This window comes from Marinifilum sp. RC60d5, from assembly GCF_052400665.1.
Classification (GTDB): domain Bacteria; phylum Bacteroidota; class Bacteroidia; order Bacteroidales; family Marinifilaceae; genus JBQTGK01.
The window spans coordinates 1-22,208 of the sequence record NZ_JBQTGK010000005.1; the positions used below are offsets into that span (position 1 = coordinate 1).

General features: G+C 33.3%; 18 protein-coding genes. All 18 read left to right on the forward strand.

What is annotated here, in order from left to right:
- Positions 1 to 151 precede the first annotated feature (151 nt).
- The 18 genes from ACT3CE_RS12695 (at position 152) to ybeY (ending at position 22,092) form a co-directional block, all read left to right on the forward strand.
- A complete protein-coding gene (locus tag ACT3CE_RS12695; RefSeq protein ID WP_444710142.1) occupies positions 152 to 325 on the forward strand; it encodes a hypothetical protein in 174 nt (57 codons plus the stop codon).
- 58 nt (positions 326 to 383) lie between these two features.
- On the forward strand, positions 384 to 1,556 hold the full coding sequence (locus ACT3CE_RS12700; protein ID WP_444710143.1) for a hypothetical protein: 1,173 nt from the start codon (positions 384 to 386) through the stop codon (positions 1,554 to 1,556).
- A gap of 135 nt (positions 1,557 to 1,691) precedes the next feature.
- Positions 1,692 to 3,962, forward strand: a complete 2,271-nt coding sequence (locus tag ACT3CE_RS12705) for an outer membrane beta-barrel protein (protein WP_444710144.1) — start codon at positions 1,692 to 1,694, stop codon at positions 3,960 to 3,962.
- Positions 3,963 to 4,135: 173 nt separating this feature from the next.
- Positions 4,136 to 6,343: a peptidase domain-containing ABC transporter gene (locus ACT3CE_RS12710; RefSeq protein WP_444710145.1), complete on the forward strand. Its 2,208-nt coding sequence runs from the start codon at positions 4,136 to 4,138 to the stop codon at positions 6,341 to 6,343.
- A 153-nt stretch (positions 6,344 to 6,496) separates the two neighbouring features.
- Positions 6,497 to 6,748 carry a four helix bundle protein gene (locus ACT3CE_RS12715; protein ID WP_444710320.1) on the forward strand — a complete coding sequence of 84 codons (252 nt, stop codon included), beginning with the start codon at positions 6,497 to 6,499 and terminating at the stop codon, positions 6,746 to 6,748.
- A 64-nt stretch (positions 6,749 to 6,812) separates the two neighbouring features.
- Positions 6,813 to 8,102, forward strand: coding sequence for an HlyD family secretion protein (locus tag ACT3CE_RS12720; protein WP_444710146.1), 1,290 nt, complete (start codon positions 6,813 to 6,815; stop codon positions 8,100 to 8,102).
- 33 nt (positions 8,103 to 8,135) lie between these two features.
- A complete protein-coding gene (locus ACT3CE_RS12725) occupies positions 8,136 to 9,092 on the forward strand; it encodes an ROK family protein (protein WP_444710147.1) in 957 nt (318 codons plus the stop codon).
- Between the two features lie 103 nt (positions 9,093 to 9,195).
- Positions 9,196 to 10,185 (forward strand): DUF3187 family protein, encoded by a 990-nt coding sequence (locus tag ACT3CE_RS12730; protein WP_444710148.1) that lies wholly within the window; start codon positions 9,196 to 9,198, stop codon positions 10,183 to 10,185.
- Positions 10,186 to 10,196: 11 nt separating this feature from the next.
- Positions 10,197 to 10,565 carry a YccF domain-containing protein gene (locus ACT3CE_RS12735; RefSeq protein WP_444710149.1) on the forward strand — a complete coding sequence of 123 codons (369 nt, stop codon included), beginning with the start codon at positions 10,197 to 10,199 and terminating at the stop codon, positions 10,563 to 10,565.
- A 383-nt stretch (positions 10,566 to 10,948) separates the two neighbouring features.
- The gene (locus tag ACT3CE_RS12740; protein WP_444710150.1) at positions 10,949 to 12,433 is read left to right on the forward strand and encodes a lipopolysaccharide biosynthesis protein; all 1,485 of its coding nucleotides are present in this window, start codon (positions 10,949 to 10,951) and stop codon (positions 12,431 to 12,433) included.
- A gap of 98 nt (positions 12,434 to 12,531) precedes the next feature.
- Positions 12,532 to 12,963, forward strand: a complete 432-nt coding sequence (gene dut, locus ACT3CE_RS12745) for a dUTP diphosphatase (RefSeq protein WP_444710151.1) — start codon at positions 12,532 to 12,534, stop codon at positions 12,961 to 12,963.
- Positions 12,964 to 13,068: 105 nt separating this feature from the next.
- A complete protein-coding gene (locus ACT3CE_RS12750; protein ID WP_444710152.1) occupies positions 13,069 to 14,073 on the forward strand; it encodes a sugar phosphate nucleotidyltransferase in 1,005 nt (334 codons plus the stop codon).
- 7 nt (positions 14,074 to 14,080) lie between these two features.
- The gene (locus tag ACT3CE_RS12755; protein WP_444710153.1) at positions 14,081 to 15,859 is read left to right on the forward strand and encodes a tetratricopeptide repeat protein; all 1,779 of its coding nucleotides are present in this window, start codon (positions 14,081 to 14,083) and stop codon (positions 15,857 to 15,859) included.
- Positions 15,849 to 16,715, forward strand: coding sequence for a DUF4292 domain-containing protein (locus ACT3CE_RS12760; protein ID WP_444710154.1), 867 nt, complete (start codon positions 15,849 to 15,851; stop codon positions 16,713 to 16,715). Before ACT3CE_RS12755 ends, ACT3CE_RS12760 begins: the two co-directional genes overlap by 11 nt.
- Positions 16,716 to 16,723: 8 nt before the next feature.
- Entirely contained in the window at positions 16,724 to 17,950 is a 1,227-nt protein-coding gene (locus ACT3CE_RS12765; RefSeq protein WP_444710155.1) for a murein hydrolase activator EnvC family protein, read from the forward strand.
- Positions 17,951 to 17,972: 22 nt separating this feature from the next.
- The gene (locus tag ACT3CE_RS12770) at positions 17,973 to 21,266 is read left to right on the forward strand and encodes a hypothetical protein (RefSeq protein WP_444710156.1); all 3,294 of its coding nucleotides are present in this window, start codon (positions 17,973 to 17,975) and stop codon (positions 21,264 to 21,266) included.
- Positions 21,259 to 21,666, forward strand: coding sequence for an ATP-binding protein (locus ACT3CE_RS12775; protein ID WP_444710157.1), 408 nt, complete (start codon positions 21,259 to 21,261; stop codon positions 21,664 to 21,666). Before ACT3CE_RS12770 ends, ACT3CE_RS12775 begins: the two co-directional genes overlap by 8 nt.
- Positions 21,667 to 22,092: an rRNA maturation RNase YbeY gene (gene ybeY / locus ACT3CE_RS12780; RefSeq protein ID WP_444710158.1), complete on the forward strand. Its 426-nt coding sequence runs from the start codon at positions 21,667 to 21,669 to the stop codon at positions 22,090 to 22,092. It abuts the gene before it with no gap.
- The last annotated feature ends 116 nt before the right edge of the window (positions 22,093 to 22,208 follow it).

Genomic DNA, 22,208 nt, shown 5'->3' on the forward strand with positions numbered 1-22,208 from the left:
CACGAAACGAAGTTCGATGAAATCAATCCTTTCCCGTTCTCAACCCGGAACGATTTAGGTAGCTGAGCTACTCTGATTAAGGGCAAAATTAGCTAAACGGGAAGAACTATACAGGTTTGTGCGGGGAAGGGCTATTTTAAAATTTATTGAAATGAAAAATTTAGATTCTAAGTTGTTTGAGAAAAATCAGATTAAAAAAGAAGAATTAACACATGTTTATGGTGGAGGATGTTCAACTCCTGCTGGTCCTGCCTATAATGGTGATGTAAGATTTAAGGATTTTGTCTATGACAATGGTAAAATAGAATATACAAGAGTTAGTTAATATCTGTTTCAATCACCTGGTATTATATAATATCAGGTGATTATTAAAAAATATACTTATGAACAAATTTAATTTTTTCCTCTTCACTGTTGTTATTCTATTGTTTTTAGGATGCAAAGAAGAAAATTACATTACCTATCACCAGAATAAAATCAATGCTAACCTACATTTGATTAATAAGCAATTCGATTCGGCACAAATCGTTTTCGATGATATTTTCGATAAGTATCCAAAGCATTTTTATAAAGACATTCACAATGCATGTCTTTGTGCTATTCAACAAGGGAAATATGACAAGGCATTAGACTATGCAAAAGAGTTGGTATTACATGCTTACGAAATGAGTGACTTTGAAAAATATTATTTTACCAATTTTAGAAACAGCCAAGAGTGGAATGAATTTGAAGAGGAATACCCGGAATTAAGAAAAAAATATCTAAAGAAACAGGATTATAATTTACGGGATATCTACTACAAAATGTCTATAAATGACCAACAAGCTGCTAAAAAATATGGTACTACTGATGCGAATAAACTTTATAATGCTTACTATACTAATGCGAAAGAATTATATGATTTATATAAAGAGCATGGATTACCAAACTTTCTAAGAAATAATGATACTTTAAATGTTGGGTATATGGTGCTTTTTAGACATTATTTCGGAATGAAAAATGTCGTTAATAATTCCGATGAGTTAAAGATTAAATTTCAACACCTGAACTTTGATTCTTTAAGTTGGTCTGGAATCTTAAAGCAAGAACTACAGAAAGGGAATGTAAGTCCTGAATTCTATTCACAGGTTATAGCCTATCAAGACCCTAAAAAGCCTTTTGGAAAGTGTGCGATTCGATTGGATTTTAAGACAGAACGTGTTGAGTTGTTTGCTCCATTATCTGATGATAAAGCAGAGTGGGTTAATAAAAACCGTTATGAAATTGGACTGATGCCTTATGTAGAATCAAATAGTGATATGCTTAAATCCACTTGGTATGCGGAATATCCTTTTAAAGAAGTTAAGCAAGCATATGCAGAATGTGATTCTTGTAAGACCTTTACTGATTACATGGAGTTGAAGTATATTGTTGAAAATGAAATCAGGTTAAAATATGAAACTGAAGATATTTCTAATGGCTTTTTGTTTGAAAATTACAATGGTATAAACGAGGTTTATTTAGAAAATTTTAATGAGTACCAAAAAAACTTAGTTAGCAATGATATTGGTTATTAGTCAAAATTGTGATTTAAGTACAGATAAGGTTATAGAATGGTTCGGTTATTACCCAGTGCGGCAGCGTGGGGATTTCCCTGATCCAAGATGTCCTAAAGCACCCGCTATTGAAAATATATTTTATATAGATTAACTATGAAACGGACCTTAGTTTTATTACTCCTAATTTTACCTTTTTTTTGTATTTCCCAGAATGTTGAATTTACTGGAACAATTAAAGGGAATAAAATAGATATTGACTGTGCTACAATAAGTGTGTATAATCTACCAGATTCAGTTCTTGTAGGAAAGTATCTGTCCCAAAAAAATGGAGCATTTAATATTAAAATAGACAGTTTCACAGAGCAGGTTTTATTGGTTTTTGATCATGTAAGCTTTAAGAAAAAGATAATTACTTATGATATTGATAAAAAAACCATTGTTAAATTAGGGGTAATAAACTTAGAGTCTAAATTTTATAGAATAGATGAAGTAAATGTTAGCCCCGAAACTTCTTTCATTAGAAAATTAGATAGAGAAACTTATGTTTTTTCAGAGAATGATAAAATCAACTCTAACACAGTTTTGGATTTAATATCAAAAGTACCCTCTATTCAAACAAATAAATCTAGTAATTCAATACAAATAGAAGGTTCTAGCAGTGTTCAAGTATTTTATAATAATAAAAAGGTTGATTTTAAATTCATACAAGGAATAATGCCATCTACCATTGCAAAAATTGAAATACTAAACAATCCCTCCTCAAAGTATCTTTTCGAAAATAATACCGATAAGATTATAAATATTATTCCAATATCTGATATTAAATATGCGCATAATATTTTTCTCCAATTAAGTTCAGATCTCAATAACAGGTACAATAATTCTAATCTAAATATTGATGTCTATAAAAATAAATTTAGATTCTTTTTAAAAGGTAATTATTGGTACAGAAATGTTCCAACTAAAAAAACTGAAAGTATAAAATTATCTTCTGGAGAAAGGTTGACTTCATTAATCAATGTTAAAACCAAAAAAGAGAAGGATTATGAATACTGGTATGGGATGGATTATCTTCACAACCGAATTAGTATTAATATCACAGGATATTGTTCTAACTATCCAACAAAAACAAATAGTGAAGATAAAACATTCGATTCTTCTTCACTGACAAAAGATATCAATAATCAAATGAATAATAAGTTGCACACTTATAAATATTCATTATTTACAACATATAAGATAAATGATAACGGGGCAAAACTAAGTTCTGAGGTTAATGTTTATAACTCCGAGTCAAATTACAAGAATAGATTTTCTGATAATGCTATGCTCGAAGACAATTTGGTTGATCACAATAAAGAGAAAAAATCGTATAGTTATCAATTAGATTTTAATTACCCTATTGCACACTATTTGAGCTTAAAGTGTGGGAGTTCGTACTATAGTAATGAAGCGGAATTTAGGAGTATATTTTTAGAATCTAAAGATGAGAATAACCTCCAAAAATTCAACTCTTATATTGACTTTACCTATTTAATTAATCAAAAAATTAAAATTGGAATTGGAGGTAATTTCATGAAGAGATCATATGAGTATAATAGGATGGGTTATAATGATTCTTACTTTCTGAAAGGACTATTGCTTGAGTACCGAAATAGTAAAACGTCAAAACTCAACATACAATATAAAAATAGGATAAAAACTCCGGAATTATATCAATTAAATCCTAATCAAACATTGGAGGGTGAAGTGTTTACAAAGGGAGATCTTGGTTTAAAGCCAGAGAAACAAACTTCCTACAAGATTGGCTACACAAATCATAAAAATAGAAGTTATTATCTCTCCACAAGTATCTTCTATAAAAAGATGTCAGATCATCTATCGAAAACATTTTCTATGGAGGATAAAACTCTAATATTAAACTATAACAACATTCATAAAAGGGTTGATTACGGGTTAACGTTGTTTTATCGAAAAATATTTAGCAAAAGACTAAATATTGTTTTCAGGTCTAATATAGGTAAGCAGTCATTCTATACAAAAACAAATAAGTCGAACTCTGGCTATAGCTTAGGGTATAATATAAATTTGGAATATAACATTAAGAAATTAGAATGTTATTTTGGGTTTACTTCACAAAAGAAAAACTACTTAAATTTTGGTTCGATTACTAGTAGTTGTTTAATAGATGGTGGCATTACTAAATCAATTGGTCGCAGTACTTCTATAGGTGTTAATTTTTTAGCGCCAATTCCAAAGTATAAAACAAAATACAATTATAGTTCATCTGAATTGAAAATTAAATCTAAAACTACAAGTAAAATTGGTTTTATTTATGTGAAATTAAATTATAGAATATCCAAACTCAATAAAATTAGTAAGAAGATTAATCGCTCTTACAATTGGGATAAAGATATGTACTAGGTAAATGATATTTTTTAAATTGTGGATATGCAACAAAACCAATTGTAATAAAGTTTATTTGTAAGTTTGTCATATAGAATTCTTAAAATAAGGTTGAAAATTCAATTTTCAGCTTTTACTAAGTTCAAGTTTTATAATCAATTGATTTGTTTATAATTGACTGATCCTAATCTATGAAGAAAAAATTTCCTCACTTTCGCCAGTTGGATGCCATGGATTGTGGCCCGACTTGTTTGCGCATGATTGCCAAACATTATGGCAAGAGTTTTACCCTGCAAAATTTGCGCGATAAATCGCACATTACCCGCGAGGGAGTTTCCATGTTGGGCATTGCCGATGCGGCCGAAAGTATTGGTTTAAAAACAATGGGTGTTCGCATTTCGTTTGAACAATTAGAAAAAGATGCACCATTGCCGGCCATTTGTCATTGGGGACAAAATCACTTTGTGGTGGTACACAAGGTGGAAACAAAACGAGGAAAAACTACGGTTCATGTTGCCGACCCGGGTTCTGGTTTATTAAAATTTACCAAAGAGGAATTTTGTAAGCAATGGGCAAGTACACAAAGTCAGGGCGAACTAAAAGGTTTGTGTTTGTTAATAGAGACCACACCCGATTTTTACAAGCAGAGCAACGAGGATGTTTCCAACAAAAAGAGCATTGGATTTCTCTTGCGTTACCTAAAACCATACCGCAAATTCATGATTCAGTTGGTGCTGGGCATGCTGTTTGGATCTTTGTTGCAGCTTATTTTTCCGTTTCTCACACAATCGGTTGTCGATGTTGGTATCAATACCCAAAATTTGAATTTTATTTATTTGGTATTGATCGCTCAGCTGGTCCTGTTTATTTCCCGAATGTCGGTGGAGTTTATTCGTTCCTGGATATTACTGCATATTTCTACGCGGATTAATATTTCTTTGATATCCGATTTCCTGATTAAGTTGATGAAACTCCCAATTGGTTATTTCGATATCAAAATGATTGGGGATTTGTTGCAGCGAATTCAGGATCATACACGAATTGAGGATTTTCTTACTTCTTCAACCTTAAATGTACTGTTCTCGATGATTAATCTGGTGATTTTTGGTGTTGTTTTGGCAATATACGATTTGCAGATATTCCTGGTTTTTGTTTTAGGTTCAGCTTTATATATTATTTGGGTGAATCTGTTTTTACGAAAGCGAAGAGAGTTAGATGGTAAGCGATTTGCACAACTATCGAACAATCAGAATACTTTGGTTCAGCTAATTACCGGAATGCAGGAAATTAAGCTTAACAATTGCGAAAAGCAGAAACGTTGGGAGTGGGAACAAATTCAGGCCGAACTCTTTCAGGTTCGTACCAAAGGTTTGGCGCTGAATCAGTATCAGGTTTCGGGCTCGGTATTTTTTAACGAAACCAAAAATATTATCATCACATTTTTGGCAGCCAAATCGGTTTTAGATGGAGGAATGACATTGGGTATGATGTTGGCAGTTCAATATATTATTGGTCAGCTGAATTCTCCTCTCGATAATTTGGTGCAGGTAATTCACTCCTGGCAGGATGCTAAAATCTCGCTGGAGCGATTGGGCGAAATTCATGAAATGAAGGAGGAGGAAGATCTCTCAGATCAGAAGCTCACCGAAATACCAGAGGAAAAAAGCATAGATATTGAAAAAGTATGTTTCCAGTACGAAGGACCGCATTCCGATATGGTGCTGAACGATGTAAACCTGAAAGTAGAAGAGGGGAAAACAACTGCTATTGTTGGCGCATCGGGAAGTGGAAAAACCACCTTAATTAAGCTCATGTTAGGATTTTATCCAACAACAAAAGGCAGAATATCGCTGGGAGGAACAAGTATTGAGAATTACAGTTCGGCCATGTGGCGACAAAACTGTGGGGTGGTAATGCAGGATGGTTTCATTTTTTCGGATACAATTGCCAAGAACATTGCAGTAGGCGTAGAGCATATCGATAAAAAAAGATTGCTGTATGCGGTTCAGGTGGCCTGTATTGCCGAGTTTATAGAAAATTTACCATTGCGATACAATACCAACATCGGAGCTAATGGCCACGGTTTAAGTCAGGGACAAAAGCAACGAATCCTGATTGCACGTGCTGTTTATAAAAATCCGGAGTTCCTGTTCTTCGATGAGGCTACCAATGCTCTGGATGCCAACAACGAGATGGCAATTATGAAAAAACTTGATGAGTTTAACAAAGGAAGAACAGTTCTGGTTGTGGCTCATCGCTTAAGTACAGTGCGCAATGCCGATAAAATTATAGTCCTTGAAAAAGGCGAAATTGTTGAGGAAGGAAACCATGAAGAGCTAACTAAACTGCAGGGAAAATACTATCAGCTGGTAAAGAATCAGCTGGAATTAGGGAACTAGCAAATAATTAAGAATTAATAATGAGTAATTAATAATTTAAATTTCATGAAACAGAATATTGTTCAAGATAAATCTTATCAGTTTAGTATTCGAATTATTAATCTATATAAATTCTTAAGAAAGGATAAAAATGAATAAGTTTTATCCAAACAAATTTTAAGATGTGGTACTTCTATTGGAGCAAATATAGAAGAAGCAATTGGTGGCTTTTCGAAAAAGGATTTTATTGCTAAAATGCAAATTTCCTATAAAGAAGCCAGAGAAACACATTATTGGTTGCGTTTATTAAACGATACCGAATTTATTGATGAAAATATGTTTCAATCTTTGATTCAAGACTGTGAAGAAGTTTTAAAGCTTTTGTCTAAAATTTTAGAAACATCAAAAAATAATATGAGTAAGTAGCTTATTAGGTGGATAATAGTATTTTTTGTAATTATTAATTACTCATTCTTAATTATTAATTGAAATGGATAATATTGAACTTCGGTCGGATGAAGTAAAAGAAATACTCGGAAGAGTACCTAACTGGATTATTCGTAGCGGAACGAGCCTGTTTTTTGTTGTGATATTTGTTGTGCTGGTGGGGAGTTGGTTTTTCCGTTATCCGGATATTATTAACTCACGATTGGTTTTAACAACATTAAATCCACCGGCCGATCTTCTTGCGCGTACATCGGGTAAAATACAAAATTTGTACGTTAGCGATAATGCTGATGTAAAAGAAGGTAGTTTGCTGGCGATTATCGAAAATCCGGCAGTAAACGAAGATGTATTTCTCCTAAAAAAACGACTTGAATTTTTTCAGGACCATTTAAGTGTACAAGAAAGTTTAGATTCTAATTTTTTAGATACTAACTTCCGACTTGGTGAAATACAATCATATTACAACTCATTTTTAAAATCTTATGTCGATTATACTCGTTTTATTGAGCTAGGATATTACGATAGAAAAATAGAATCTTATAAAGATCAAATTCGAAAATACAATATGTATTACGAGCGACAATATCAGCAAAAAAAGATTTTAGAAAGCGAGTTGACTATCATAGAAAAACAATACCTGCGCGATTCTTCCTTGTTTACGAAAGAAGTAATCTCCTTGTCTGATTTTCAGGATGCCAAAAAGAAATTTCTTCAGCAATCTTATTCGTTTCATGGTGCCCGATCGGCATTGGCAGCTACAAAAATAGAGATCGCAGAAGTTAATCAGCAAATTATCGATTTAGAGCTTACGAAAGAAAATGAACGAAAGGAACTACAAAACCTACTCACTCAGTCTTTTGACAATCTGAAGGCACAAATAGATATTTGGGAGCAACAATATCTTATTAAAACCCCAATTAATGGAAGAGTGAGTTTCAATAAATATTACAGTTTAAATCAGAATGTAGAGCAGGGAAAACGCGTGTTTACGGTTCTGCCAAACGACTCAACCAAAATTGTTGCCCGACTCGAATTGGGAATTGTGGGTGCCGGAAAAGTAAAAGTGGGTCAACGCGTAAATATTAAACTGGATAATTATCCTTATCTCGAATATGGTATGTTGGAAGGTCGGATACAATCTATATCTAAAATTCCCGAAGATCAGAAATATACTTTAGATGTTGATTTTCCCAATGGATTAATTACAAATTATGGTCTCGAGCTCGATTTTTCACAAAAAATTGAAGGCGATGCCGAAATTATTACTGAAGATTTACGATTGCTGCAAAGAATTTTTAATCCTATTCGCTCTCTTATAAAAGAAAGATTATAGCTTATTTTCATAATTTTATTTTATATTGCTAGTATGAAAAAGCTGGCAGTGGGTATCGATATTGGTGGAACTCATACTGTTTTTGGTTTGGTAGACAGGGATGGGAATAATTTGGTGCAGGATTCTATTTTTACTAAAGATTTTCTGCTGTTTGATGATTTTGTTCAGGAAATAGTTCAGCGAATTAAAAAGCTTCAACTCAAAAACGGAAGTGATTTTCAAATTGTAGGCCTTGGAGTGGGTGCTCCCAATGCTAACTTTAACGATGGCTGTATTCAAGAAGCTTCGAATCTACCCTGGACCGGGAAATTACATTTAGGACAACAGCTAAGAGATGGATTTTCGCTTCCCGTCTACGTAACCAACGATGCAAATGCGTCGGCATTGGCCGAAATGCTTTATGGAGGTGCTGTGGGAATGAAAAATTTTATGGTCTTAACGCTTGGTACCGGTCTTGGAAGTGGAATTGTTGTGAACAATGAATTGGTTTACGGACATAGCGGTTTAGCAGGAGAGATGGGACATATTATTGTTAGACCCGATGGCCGGCAATGTGGCTGCGGACGAAATGGATGTCTGGAAACCTATGTTTCCGCTACAGGTATTAAAAGAACTGTTAGCAAGCTTTTGGCAAAGTATTCCTACAAAAGCGACTTAAGAAGTATTCCATTTAATAAAATGAGCGCAAAAAGATTGGCTCATGCTGCTTATGCTGGCGATATTATTGCCATTGAAGCCTTCGAATTTACGGGTAAAATATTAGGAATCGCACTCGCAAATGCTGTCGCATTAAATAATCCGCAAGCTATTTTTTTAGCGGGTGGACTTTCCAAAGCTGGCGATCTACTACTTAAGCCAACTCAATACCACATGGAGGAAAATATGCTTTCGGTGTTTAAAGGAAAAACCATACTTAAAATTACTTCGGTAACAGGAAATTCTGGTATTTTGGGTTCTGCTGCTATGGTTTGGAAATTAATTGACGGATAAGTTTTATTGCACTTGTTTTGGGCTTATTACAGCCCTTTATTTGTAATGCCTGTTATAATTAGTAGATTTGATTCTATTTTACCTTAAAAACTGGCATTTATCCATGAAATTCATCCTAAGTTTGTGTCTTGTTCTTTTGATCAGTGTAAATATTTCTCTGGCTCAAAAATTAGTAGAACCTTTCCCTACACACAATCAGAGTCCTTTGATACACTTTTTTGGATTACAGGTAAATAGTGGGGGTGTGCTTCTTCACAAAAACGAGTTTATTTTTAGCAATTATCTAAGTATTGCTAATAATGCCACCATCTCACAATTCAGCGATGAGCTGGTGTATTTTGATGGAGAAATGTATCGCAACGATATAAGACTTCGATATGGGCTTTCAGATAGATTTGAATTATCACTATGTTTACCATTGGTGCGACATTCTGGTGGAATGATGGACTCCTTTATTAGTAATTGGCACGAAGCTTTTGGTTTGCCGGGTAAAGCGCGCGAAACCATGCAAAATTATAATCTTACCTATTTGTATCAGGAAAACAATCGAACCATTGTTTCCATGAGCGAAGGAAAACTTAAAATTGGTGATATTTCTCTCGGTATTGGAACTTCTTTGTTCAAAACCAAAAATCATTATCTCGCTTTACGCGGATTTGTAAAGCTACCTACAGGAAAAAAAGAAGATTTGGTGGGTAGCGGTACTTGCGATTTTGGTCTGCAAATAAACGGTACAATTTATCCTGAAAGGAGAGAGAATAAATTTAGCTGGTTTTATTCGCTTGCATACTTAAGAATTGGTGCTGGAGCGCTTTTAGAAGATCGAATTACCAGAAATATAGCATTTGGAAATTGTGGATTTGCCTGGTATTTAGGAAAGCGATTTATCCCAAAATTACAATTCGATTTTCATTCTGCCTTTTATAAGGATTCCATTACCAAACAGTTGGGGGATAGTTCTGTTCAATTGGTTTTAGGTAGCGATTATTGTATTTCTAAAAAGTTAATTTTGTCCGCTTCGTTTACCGAAGATTTAATCGTGAATACTTCCCCCGATTTTGTCTTGCAATTTGGACTTTCATATCAATTATAAAATAGTATAAAATGAGTATCATAGGAAATTTAATTTGGATTGTATTTGGTGGAATATTTATTTTTCTGGAATACCTTATTGCTGGATTATTAATGTGTTTTACCATTGTAGGTATTCCTTTCGGGATAAAAATTATTCAGTTATCAGTACTGGCTTTGTTTCCTTTCGGTCAAAAAGTAGAGCATAACGAGCACGCAGGCGGATGTCTTAGTATTATCTTGAATATTATCTGGATATTTATTGGAGGAATTTGGATTGCCTTAACACATGTACTATTTGCTTTATTATTTGCAATTACAATTATTGGAATTCCTTTCGCCGCACAGCACATGAAATTGGCAGGATTTGCTTTAACACCTTTTGGTAAAAGTATTCGGTAGATTTAAAACACTAAAGTCTATAAAAAGAAATATCCCGGCCGGAGAGGCACGGGATTTTCACAAAATACTTAAACAACAAACACTAACATAAACGTTCCTTAACGCGTATGGTGAGCAAAAATGAGAAAAATAAACGGGATATAAAAGTGTTTCAAGCAGATATAATCTCTGAATTATCAAATACATGCATCGAAAACGTTTGTGTGGTGCTTATTTATTCTCGATATAAATACTGAAAGGTCTTTTTTATAGATATTTATCAATATTGCTTCACGTGGAACATGAAAAAAAATGTTCATATTTCATTTTCAGATACTTTCTGAAATGAACGAACCATAAAAATCTCATATCTTTGCAGATCTTAACTTAAAAATTCATAAAAATTGAATCCATTAAAAAAATTAGCAGGTGAAACTGCAATTTACGGTTTAAGCTCTATTTTGGGCCGTTTTTTAAATTGGTTGCTGGTACCCTTGTATACCTATGTTTTTGTTCCCGAACAGTACGGTATTGTTACCAATCTAATGTCTTATGTTGCAATTTTACTGGTCCTGCTAACCTACGGTATGGAAACTGGTTTTTTTCGTTTCGCAAGCGATAAAAAAAATACCGATCTGACTTTTTCAACAGGATTCATAAGTTTAATTTTTACCAGCTTTTGTTTCTGGATTCTGGTTTTTGTATTTCTAAATCCATTAGCCGATTTTCTCGATATCGCTCAAAATAAGGAGTATATAGTTTTGCTATCAGTAACACTTGGTTTTGATGCCATTACAGCACTTCCATTTGCCAAATTACGTTTGCTAAATAGAGCATTTCGATATGCAGGTTTAAAACTTATAAATATATTTTCTAATCTTGGTATTAACCTTTTCTTTCTTGTCTTATGTCCATGGATTAATACACATTATCCTGATAGTCCCATTCGTGCAATATGGAATCCAGAAATAGGAATTGGTTATATATTTATTGCATTTGCCGTATCATCTGTAATAAATTTCCTATTACTCATACCCGATTTTTATCAGATAAAATTCAAACTAGACTGGACACTTTTAAAGAAAATTTTGTCTTATACCTGGCCAATTTTAATTGTTAGTATTTGCGGAATGATAAATATTAACATGGATAAAATGTTAATGCCATATTTAATTCCAGAGGATATGGATCCTTTTTATCAAACCGGAATCTATGGTGCCAACTATAAGCTAGCAGTAGTTATGACTCTATTTATACAAGCCTTTCGATATGCCTTCGAACCCTTTTTCTTTAATCAGGCTAAGCAAAAAAACTCCAAACAAACCTATGCCGATGTGCTCAAGTATTTTGTTGTATTTGGCTTGTTTATATTCCTGGGGGTTATGTTTTATATTGATATTGTAAAACTACTTATTAAATCGAGTTATCACGAGGGAATTGGAATTGTTCCCTATGTGCTCTTAGGGAATTTATTTTTTGGTGTATTCTTTTCTCTTTCTCTGTGGTACAAGTTGGCCGATAAAACCCGAATGGGAGCAAAAATTGCTTTTTTAGGTTCACTCATTACAGTTGTTTTAAATGTAATACTGGTTCCGCGCCTCGGCTATTATGGTTCAGCCTATGCAGTTTTGGTTTGTTTTGCCCTTATGATGATTGTGTCATACATACTTGGACAAAAGTACTATCCTGTTCCTTACGATTTAAAGCGAATCTTTATGTACTTTATTTCGGCCATGCTGCTCTATGCAATAAGTACATATATTCAGTTCGATAATCAATGGATTAAGATGGCAGCTAAAACGCCTTTGCTACTTGTTTTTTTGCTTCTGATTATTCAAAAGGAGAATTTATGGAATCCTGTTTTTCACTTACTGCGTTTACGTAAGTAGTCGATATTCATTCATAATTTTATCTTTTATAAGAAGAATGAAAAATGTACCTTAGCAAATTGTAAAATTACAAGATTAACTAAATAAATTATATAGTGATGAAAGTAAAAATCGTAAATAAATCGAAACACGATTTACCAAAATATAGTACAGAACTATCTGCTGGTATGGATTTAAGAGCTAACTTATCCGAACCGGTTTTTCTGCAATCGCTCGAAAGAAGATTAATTAAAACAGGTTTGTTTATTGAGTTGCCTGCAGGTTACGAGGCACAAATTAGACCCCGAAGTGGAATGGCCCTAAAAGAAGGTATTACAGTATTAAATACACCTGGAACTATCGATGCAGATTACCGTGGAGAAATTGGTGTGATTCTTGCCAATCTATCGAATCAGATTGTTGAAATAAAAGATGGCGAAAGAATTTGTCAAATGGTGATTGCTAGTCATGAAACAGTTAAGTGGGAGCCTGTTGAAGAGCTTGAAAACTCGGAACGTGGGGCCGGGGGTTTTGGCCACACCGGAAAATAAGAAAGCGTTAAAAAATATTAATTTGGATTAAAATAATTTTGTAAAGATTACATTTGGACCTCATTACATCTATTTTATACATTACTACTACAAAATAACAAGTAAATGAAAATTATTGTACCAATGGCAGGTATGGGGAAACGCATGCGTCCGCATACACTCACTGTACCAAAACCATTAATTCCTATAGCAGGAAAACCTATTGTTCAGCGTTTGGTTGAAGAAATTGCAAAAGTATCGAACGATAAGATCGATGAAATTGCATTTATTATTGGTGATTTTGGCAAGGAAGTTGAGCAAACATTATGCGAAATTGCCGAAAATATTGGCGCAAAAGCTAGTATTTATTATCAGACCGAAGCTTTGGGAACTGCCCATGCAATTCATTGTGCAGCAAAATCCTTATCCGATAAGGTAGTTGTTGCTTTCGCAGATACTTTGTTTAAAGCCGATTTTGTTTTAGATGCCGAAGCTGATAGCGTTATTTGGGTGCAAAAGGTTGAAGATCCTTCGGCTTTTGGGGTTGTAAAACTTGGTGAGGATAATAAAATTACCGATTTTGTAGAAAAGCCACTGGATTTTGTTTCCGATTTGGCAATTATTGGTATTTACTATTTTAAAGATGGTGAAAACCTTAGAAACGAATTACAGTATTTGTTAGATAATAAAGTATTGGTTAATGGAGAATATCAGTTAACCGACGCTTTGGAAAATATGAAGAATAAAGGTTTGGTGTTTAAACCAGGCCAGGTAATTGAGTGGATGGATTGTGGTAATAAAGATGCTACTGTTCACACCAATCAAAGAATTTTAGAATATCATAAAAACGACGAATTGGCTTGTTCTTCGGCAAAATATGAGAATTCTATTATTATTCCTCCGTGTTATATCGGAAAGGATGTTAAAATTGTTAATTCGGTTGTTGGGCCACACGTTTCGGTTGGCGCAGGAACTACAGTAAGTAATACATTGGTTCGCAATTCTATTATTCAGCGAAATTCTATTCTTGAAAATTTAAATCTTGATAATTCAATGATTGGTAATCATGTAGAGATTCAGGGAGATGTTTCGGAAATGAATGTTGGAGATTTTGCAAGTTTCTCAAAATAAGTAGTGGATGAAAGCAGGAAGTAGATTTATTATAGCAATGTTAACTGGAGGTTTTTTATTATCAGGAACTCCAGTAATGGCAAAGAATATGAATTTTGCACCTAAAAAAGATAAGGTGCAGAAAGAGGTGATATTGACTGAACAACAAAAACTTGAGTTCGATTTTGCATTTGCAGAAGCAACAAAAGCTGTGTTGTTAGGTGAGGTAGAGAAGGGTATTTCTTTGTATGCTTCCTGTATTAAAATTGATCCATCGAGTGCTGTGGTTCGTTATGAACTGGCTAATATTTATTTGAGTCAGGGGAATTTAAACAGTGCTTTAGAATTATCTAGAGGAGCTGTTAAACTGCGTCCTCAAAATCTATGGTATCAGATCCAACTGGCGAATATTTACCAGAAAAAATCGATGATAGATCAGGCTTGTAAAGTTTATAGCGATTTAATCGAGATGAATCCTGATAGAAACGACTTCTATTACTTGCAAGCTTCATTATTAGCTTCGGTTGAAAAATTCGAAGAGGCCATAGAAGTGTACAATCGCTTAGAGAAGAAAATAGGCTTACAGGAAGGTGTATCGCTCGAAAAAGAAAGATTGTACATAAAGCTTGGCAACAAGAAAATGGCTTATGCCGAGGTTCAGAATTTGATTAAAAAGTATCCATACAGGGCCGATTTTTACGGAATGCTTGCCGATCTTTACTTGGCGGACAATCAGGAAGATAAGGCTTTTAAACAGTATCAGGAAATATTAAAAATAGATCCTAACAATGGTTTGGTTCACTTTTATTTATCCGATTTTTATCGTAAAAAAGGCGAAATAGAAAAAAGTAATGAATCATTAGCAAAGGCCTTTGAACAGAAAGAGGTGGAATCCGATCAGAAAATTCAATATTTAATTGCTTTGTTAATGAATCCTGATAATGAAAAATTGTCGGATGACTATCTAAAATCACTATTGGATATTCTAGTGAAAGTCCATCCTGGAAATGTAAGGGTTCATGCTCTTTATGCTGATTTTTTGCGTAAAAGAGACGATAATGAAGGTGCAAAATACCATCTCGAAAAAGTATTGGAAGAGGAAAAATCAAATTACGTGGTTTGGGAAGAACTTCTTTTAATTCATAATCAATTACTCGATTTTGATAGTATGCTAACTGTTAGCAGCGAGGCTTTACAATATTTTCCAGCTCAGCCTTTGTTATATATATTCAAAGGTGTTGCAGCTGCCCAAAAAGAAGATTATAAAACCGCAATAGACGCTTTCGAGAGTGGAATGAATTATATTGGTGATAATGTAAAATTGCGCGTTCAGTTTAAGACGTATATGGGTGATGCCTACTATCAAATCGGAGATTCGAAGAAAGCTTTTAAAGCCTACGATGAAGTTTTACTTTTTGAACCCAACAATGTTATTGTGCTGAATAATTATAGTTATTATTTGTCGGTAAAAGGTGAAAAACTTGAAAAAGCAAAAGACATGAGCTCTATTTGTGTGAAGCTTGAACCTGAAAATTCTACCTATTTAGATACACATGCTTGGGTACTATATCAGCTCGGAAAATATGAGGAGGCGCGAGTTTTTATGGAGAAAGCAATTAAGTTTGGAAACGAAGAATCGGCGGTTGTTGTCGAACATTATGGTGATATTTTATTCCGCTTAGGTAATAATGAGAAGGCTTTACAAGAGTGGAAAAAAGCCATGGAAATTGGCGAAGGTTCAAAATATCTTGCCGAAAAAGTAAAAACCGGGGCTATTCCTGAACAGATACAAAAGGATGAAAACTAAACCAATATCAAGATTTTTTTTCGGGGCTTTACTTCTGATTATGGCCCTTTTTCAGTTTTCATGTCGATCTGTTCAAGAGTTGGGAATTGTTAAGGCGAAACCCATATCCGATGGTAAATTATATAGAAATTTATTGGATAGTAGTTTGCATTACAATAGTTTTTATGTGAAAAAATTTACGGCTAATTTTACAATTAAAGATGTAAAAAAGAGCTTTAAAGGAGCCATAAAAATTCAAAAAGATAGTTTAATATGGATTAGTATTACTGCTCCGGTGGGAGGTATCGAAGTGGCCAGGCTATTAATTAGTAAAGATTCTGTTAAGATGATTGACAGAATGAAAAAGAAATATTTTATTGATGACTTTAACTTTTTTAATGAACGTTTAAATGTGGATTTAAACTTTGAATCTCTTCAAAGTATTCTTACAAATTCTGTTTTTACAGCCGTAAATAGCGAAAAAGAAAAGTCATTTGTTCGTGGATTTAATGCTAGAATTATAAACAATATGTATGTGTTTATATCGGAAAAATCGCGTAAGGTCGATCGTAAATTAAGAAAAGATAAGCTAAGAAAATTAAATAGATTTGGATATCAAAAAATTGATATTGACCCTGCCTTAATGAGAATTACCGATGTTTTGGTAAAAGATTTTGAAGACGCCCGGGATATAAGTGTAAAATATCGTGATTTTAAATCCTATGATAACAATAAATTTCCGCAACGCTTAAGCTTTCAGGTTAAGGATCCAAAACATTTATTATCTTGTAGCTTAAAGTTTAATAAGATTTCTTTCGATGAGAAATTAAGATTTAGTTTCAAAATCTCAAGTAAATACGAAAGAATTTATCCGTAAATCTAAATATGGGCATTTTAAGGTTTTCAAGTAAAAAAATATTATTCTATCTGTCGGTTCTACTGATATTTGTATCGGTAGAGGCTTTCTCGCAAACCAAGGTGTCAAGCCTAAAACAACGCAAGCAGCAAAACGAAAAAGACATTGCCTATACCAGTACCCTGCTAAAAAATACAGTAAAAAATAAAGAGGTTAGTATGGGGCGATTAAATATTTTGAATCGACGAATTAACGCTCGACAAGCTCTTATTAAATCTATCGAGAATGAGATTTCATATATTGGCACGCAAATAACAAAAATTAATAAGGAAGTAAAAAAGTTAGAGGATGAGTTAACGAAGCTTAAGCAACAATATGCTAAGGTTATTGTTTATGCTCACAAGCAAAAAAATTCGTATGAAAAGCTACTCTTTCTTTTGTCATCAAAAGATTTTAATCAGGCCTATAAACGATATAAATACCTGCAGCAATTTTCTGAATATAGCAGAAAGCAAGGAAAAACCATTGGCGAAAAACGAACTGATTTAAACGAAAAAGCACTGGAACTAAACAAAGTTAAGGCTGAAAAAGTAAATCTGCTAAGCGAAAAAACCAGTGAAAGTGTAAAATTGTCCTCAGAGAAAAGTCAGCAATCGGCTCTGCTCGCTAAACTTAAGAAAAAAGAACGACAGTTAAGGGAAGATCTGCGGAAACAAAAAAGGTATGCACAGAAGCTGGAAAAAGAGATTCAAAAAATAATTGCAAAACAGGCTAAATTAGCTTCTAAATCGAAAGGTGGAAGTGGAAAATACGGATTGACTCCTGAGGAAAAAGTGCTTTCTGAAACATTTGGCAATAATAAAGGAAAACTACCATGGCCTACAAAAACTGGTTTTATATCAGAGAAATTTGGTGAGCATGCACATGCGGTGCTTAAGCATGTAAGAGTGCGTAACGATGGTGTTAATATCACTACCGATGTAAATTCCGACTGCCGTTCTATTTTTAAAGGTGAAGTCACTCATATTTTATCCATGCCCGGACTTAATAATGTTATTATTATTCGCCACGGAGAGTATTTTTCAGTTTACTCTAATTTAGCTACTGTTAGTGTTAAAAAAGGTGATGTTGTTTCTTCGAAAGAAAAAATAGGTACGGTTTACACCGATAAATCTAAAAACCAGACAGTACTTAAATTTCAACTTTGGAAAGGCAGTACAAAGCTTAATCCTGCACTTTGGTTGTATCGAAACTAATCATTTGTCGTAATAAGATAGCATGGAGAATAATCGAGATATTTTTATTGCGAAACTAGATCGCTTTATAAGAAAATACTATCAAAATCAGCTTTTGAGAGGTGTTCTTCTTAGTCTTGTGTTGTTTCTTACCTACTTTTTATTTGTCAGTTTCTCGGAGTATTATCTTTATTTATCGGTAGCTGCCCGAACCATTTTATTTATTGTATCGCTGCTATTTTTTGCTTTGGTAGTTTTCTTTTTAATTCTTAATCCGATTATTGGTTTATCGAGAATAGGAAAGAAAATTACATATCGACAAGCCATTGCTATTATTAGCAAGCATTTTCCACATTTGCAGGATCGATTATTAAATACCCTGGAATTAACAGAACTTTCTAATAAATCCGAACTAGAGGACAACTCACTCTTACTGGCAAGTATTAACCAGAGAATCGAGTCGGTTCGTTTGCTTCAATTTCGAAAAGCAATTTCCTTTAAAGACAGCTTACTCTATTTAAAATATCTTATTGCTGTTCTTTTTGTTATTGGATCTGTTTATTTTCTGATTCCTGATTTGTATTCTGATAGTACCGATCGACTGGTGCATTTTAACAAGAAATACCTTCCCCCAGCCGATTTTTATTTTGTTTTGGATTCATTACCTGCAGGAATTGAAAAAGGCTCCGATTTCACATTAAAAGTGCAAACAAAAGGAAAGTATGCTCCCAAAGAAGTGAATGTTCTTTTTGGGAATGCTAAGTTTTTAATGAAAAAAGAATCGGACGGAAGTTTTACTTATTTGTTTCGAAATGTAAATACAGATATACGTTTTTTTCTGGAATCAGATAAAGTTAGTTCCGAAATTTATCAAATTAAAGTTTTATCTAAACCAGGAGTTCGAAATATGTCTCTTTCGATTATTTCGCCGGCCTATACAAAACAAGAAAAAAGGGTAGAAAATAATCTTGGGGATATCAGTGTATCAGAAGGTTCTGTTGTTTCCTGGATTGTGAAAACCGAGTTCGCAAGTGCAGGAGAATTGGTTTTTTCTGATTCGGTGACTAGTGGTACGCAAATATCAGATTCAAATAGCCTTAAATTTTCCAGAAAAGTTCATAAAAAATTATCGTACCAGATATTTTTAGAAAATAATGAATTTCCGCGCAATTTATTTGCTCAATACAATATTGATGTGATTCCTGATTTGTATCCACAAATTAATGTGAGTGCAATTCAAGATTCATTACTAAACTCTGCTTATTATTTTAGAGGAATAATTAAAGACGATTACGGATTTTCAAAATTGAGATTTGTTTATGAAAGTGAAAATTATCCTTCAGTATATATTCCAATTTCTATTCAGAAGAATTTGAGTTCTCAGGAATTTTATTTTGCATTCGACTTTTCGACTGTCGATTTTACCGAGGGCAGTAATGTAAAATACCATTTCGAAATTTTTGATAACGATAAAATAAACGGAGCTAAAAAATCAAATTCTCAGCAATTCAATTATTATATTCCCGATTCAAAACAATTGTACGATTTAAATACGACTGTTCAGGATAGTATAAGTAATCAAATTGAAAAAGGGATAGACCTTAGTCAATCTATCCAAAAAGACATTTTACGACTACAAAAAAATGCAGTAGATGCTTCGGCAGATAAATGGCAACAAAAACAATTAATGCAGCAAATCTCTTCCAAGAAAAATCAGCTTGACGATTTATTGAAAAATATTGCAAAAGAGAATCAGCGCAAAAATAATCTCATGAATAGTACAGGATTGGAAGATCCTGCCATGCTTGAAAAACAAAAGCAAATAGAAGATCTGCTAAAAAAAGTAATGGATCCTGAACTTGAAAAACTCTTCGAAGAATTTAATAAATTGGCTGAGGATTTAAAATCGGAGGATTTGAATAAACTTGGAAATCAATTAAAAATGTCGGTTAATGATTTTCAAAAACAGTTAGATAGAAATCTACAATTGCTCGAGAGATACGAAATTGAGCTTCGTACAAAACAACTTTCAGATAGAATTGAAAAGCTGGCTTCCGAACAGGATATGGCCGCGAATAAATATAAAAAAGATGAAGAATCTTTAAAGTCTAAACAAGAATCAGGAAAAGAGAAGTGGCAGGATATCGAAGAAGATTTAGAACAATTATTCGATAAGAATTCTGAAATTCAAAAGCCTTATGATTTTGATAATACCGATGACCTCAGACAGGAGATAGGCGATATGATTGATAATTCTGGCAATCATTTGGAGAATGGAAAATCCGGTAAAGCAGCTAAAAATATGAAGGAAACTTCCAAAAAACAGCGCAATTTAGCCCAAAAGCTCTCGGATAATATTGCACAAAGCAGTTCTGCCCAAATGAGTACCAATATCGATCATCTTATTCGCCTTATGAATAATTTAATCGAATTTTCCTTTCAGCAGGAAAATGTTTTAAATCAGTTACGGTTAACTAACTATAGAAATCCATTGTATGTTAAAGTAATAGAACAACAGGGTGAGCTTAAAGAGGAATATGCTTTAATTCAGGACTCTTTATTTGCATTATCTGCTCAATCGCCGCAGGTAGCAACATTAATTGGGAATAAAATATTCGAAATAGAAACTGAGTTGGATAAGGTGATTAACGAAGCAAATGAAAGAAGAAGATTTCAGGCCAATACAGCACAGCAGAAAGTATTAAGCGAGACAAATGAGCTAAGTGTATTCCTTTCGGAGGCATTAAAGCAATTAATGGAGCAGATGGCCAATGCAATGCCCGGAGATCAGCTCGGAGATAAAAAAGGTAGTAAATCTTCTTTTCCTGGACTAAAAGATGGTCAAAAATCCTTAAAAAAGATGATGGAAGAATTAATTTCTGACATGAAAGAGGGGAAGACAAAACCAGGAACAAAACAGAAGCTTGGTGAGTTCCTTCAAAAGCAGGAGATGTATAGACATAACTTAAGCGAAATGTTAAAAAATGGAGGTTTAGGTAACGAAAGTGAAAAAATATTACGTGAAGTAATGAAAATGATTGATAAAATTGAAACCGACGTATCTAATTTTTCAATAAATTCGTCTATTACTTTTCGGCAGAATAGAATTTTAACAAGATTGCTGGAAGCTGAGAAAGCTCATAGGGAAAAAGATTTTGATAAGAAACGTGAAAGTAAATCAGGAAAATTATTGAAATTGAGTAACCTTAAAGAGATATTTGAGTATAAAAGAGTACGAACAGATTATGATGGAGTATTTTATGACTCAAATGTAAAAATGTTCGAATATTATAATAAGCTGTACCTGGATTATATGATAAAATTAAATGATGACTAAATCTACAAACTTATTGGTGTTTCCATCCGAACTAGAAAATATTAGTAGGGTTGAGAAATTAATAGACGATATTACCTGTTCCCATAATATTAGCTCAGAAGTTTACGGTAAAATTTCTGTTGCTATCATAGAAGCAGTAAATAATGCTATCTTGCACGGAAATCGATTAGATGTATCAAAACAAGTAAAAGTAGAATATAATATAGACGAGGAGGCAATTCAATTTATTATTGAAGATGAAGGTACTGGATTTGATTTTGCTAATATTCCAGATCCTACATTGCCTGAAAATTTAGAAAAAACACATGGCCGTGGAATTTTCTTAATGAATCATCTTGCAGATGATATTGAGTTTAACGAAAACGGCACTTTAGTAGAAATGATATTTAGATTTGGATAAATGTTGATAACTTATAATTCGTGCGAAGCTGAAATTCCCGCGATTGATCAAAAGCGTATTAGCGATTGGGTCAATCGCGTTGTCGTTAATAATGGAGGAGAAGTAGGAGAAATTAATTACTATTTTTGTTCCGACGATTACTTACTGAAAATGAATCGTGAACACCTTAATCACGACTATTTTACCGATATCATAACCTTTGATTATACCGTTGCTAATATTATTTCCGGCGATCTTTTTATTAGTATAGATACCGTTAGAGATAATGCAGAAGAATATAAATGCACTTTTTTTGATGAACTTCATCGTGTAATTATTCATGGAATCCTACATCTGTTGGAAATTGATGATAAAACAGATGAAGATCAGAAGATAATGACACAAAAGGAAGACGAATCATTAGCATTACTTTCCGAGATTGATTAAATTTGTGAAATTTTTTAGGTTATTTGACTGAATACCAAATAATTAGACTTTGCAATATTAGGTCTAGCGTATTGTTATACAGCATATTAGACTAAAATATTTATCTTTGTGTATAA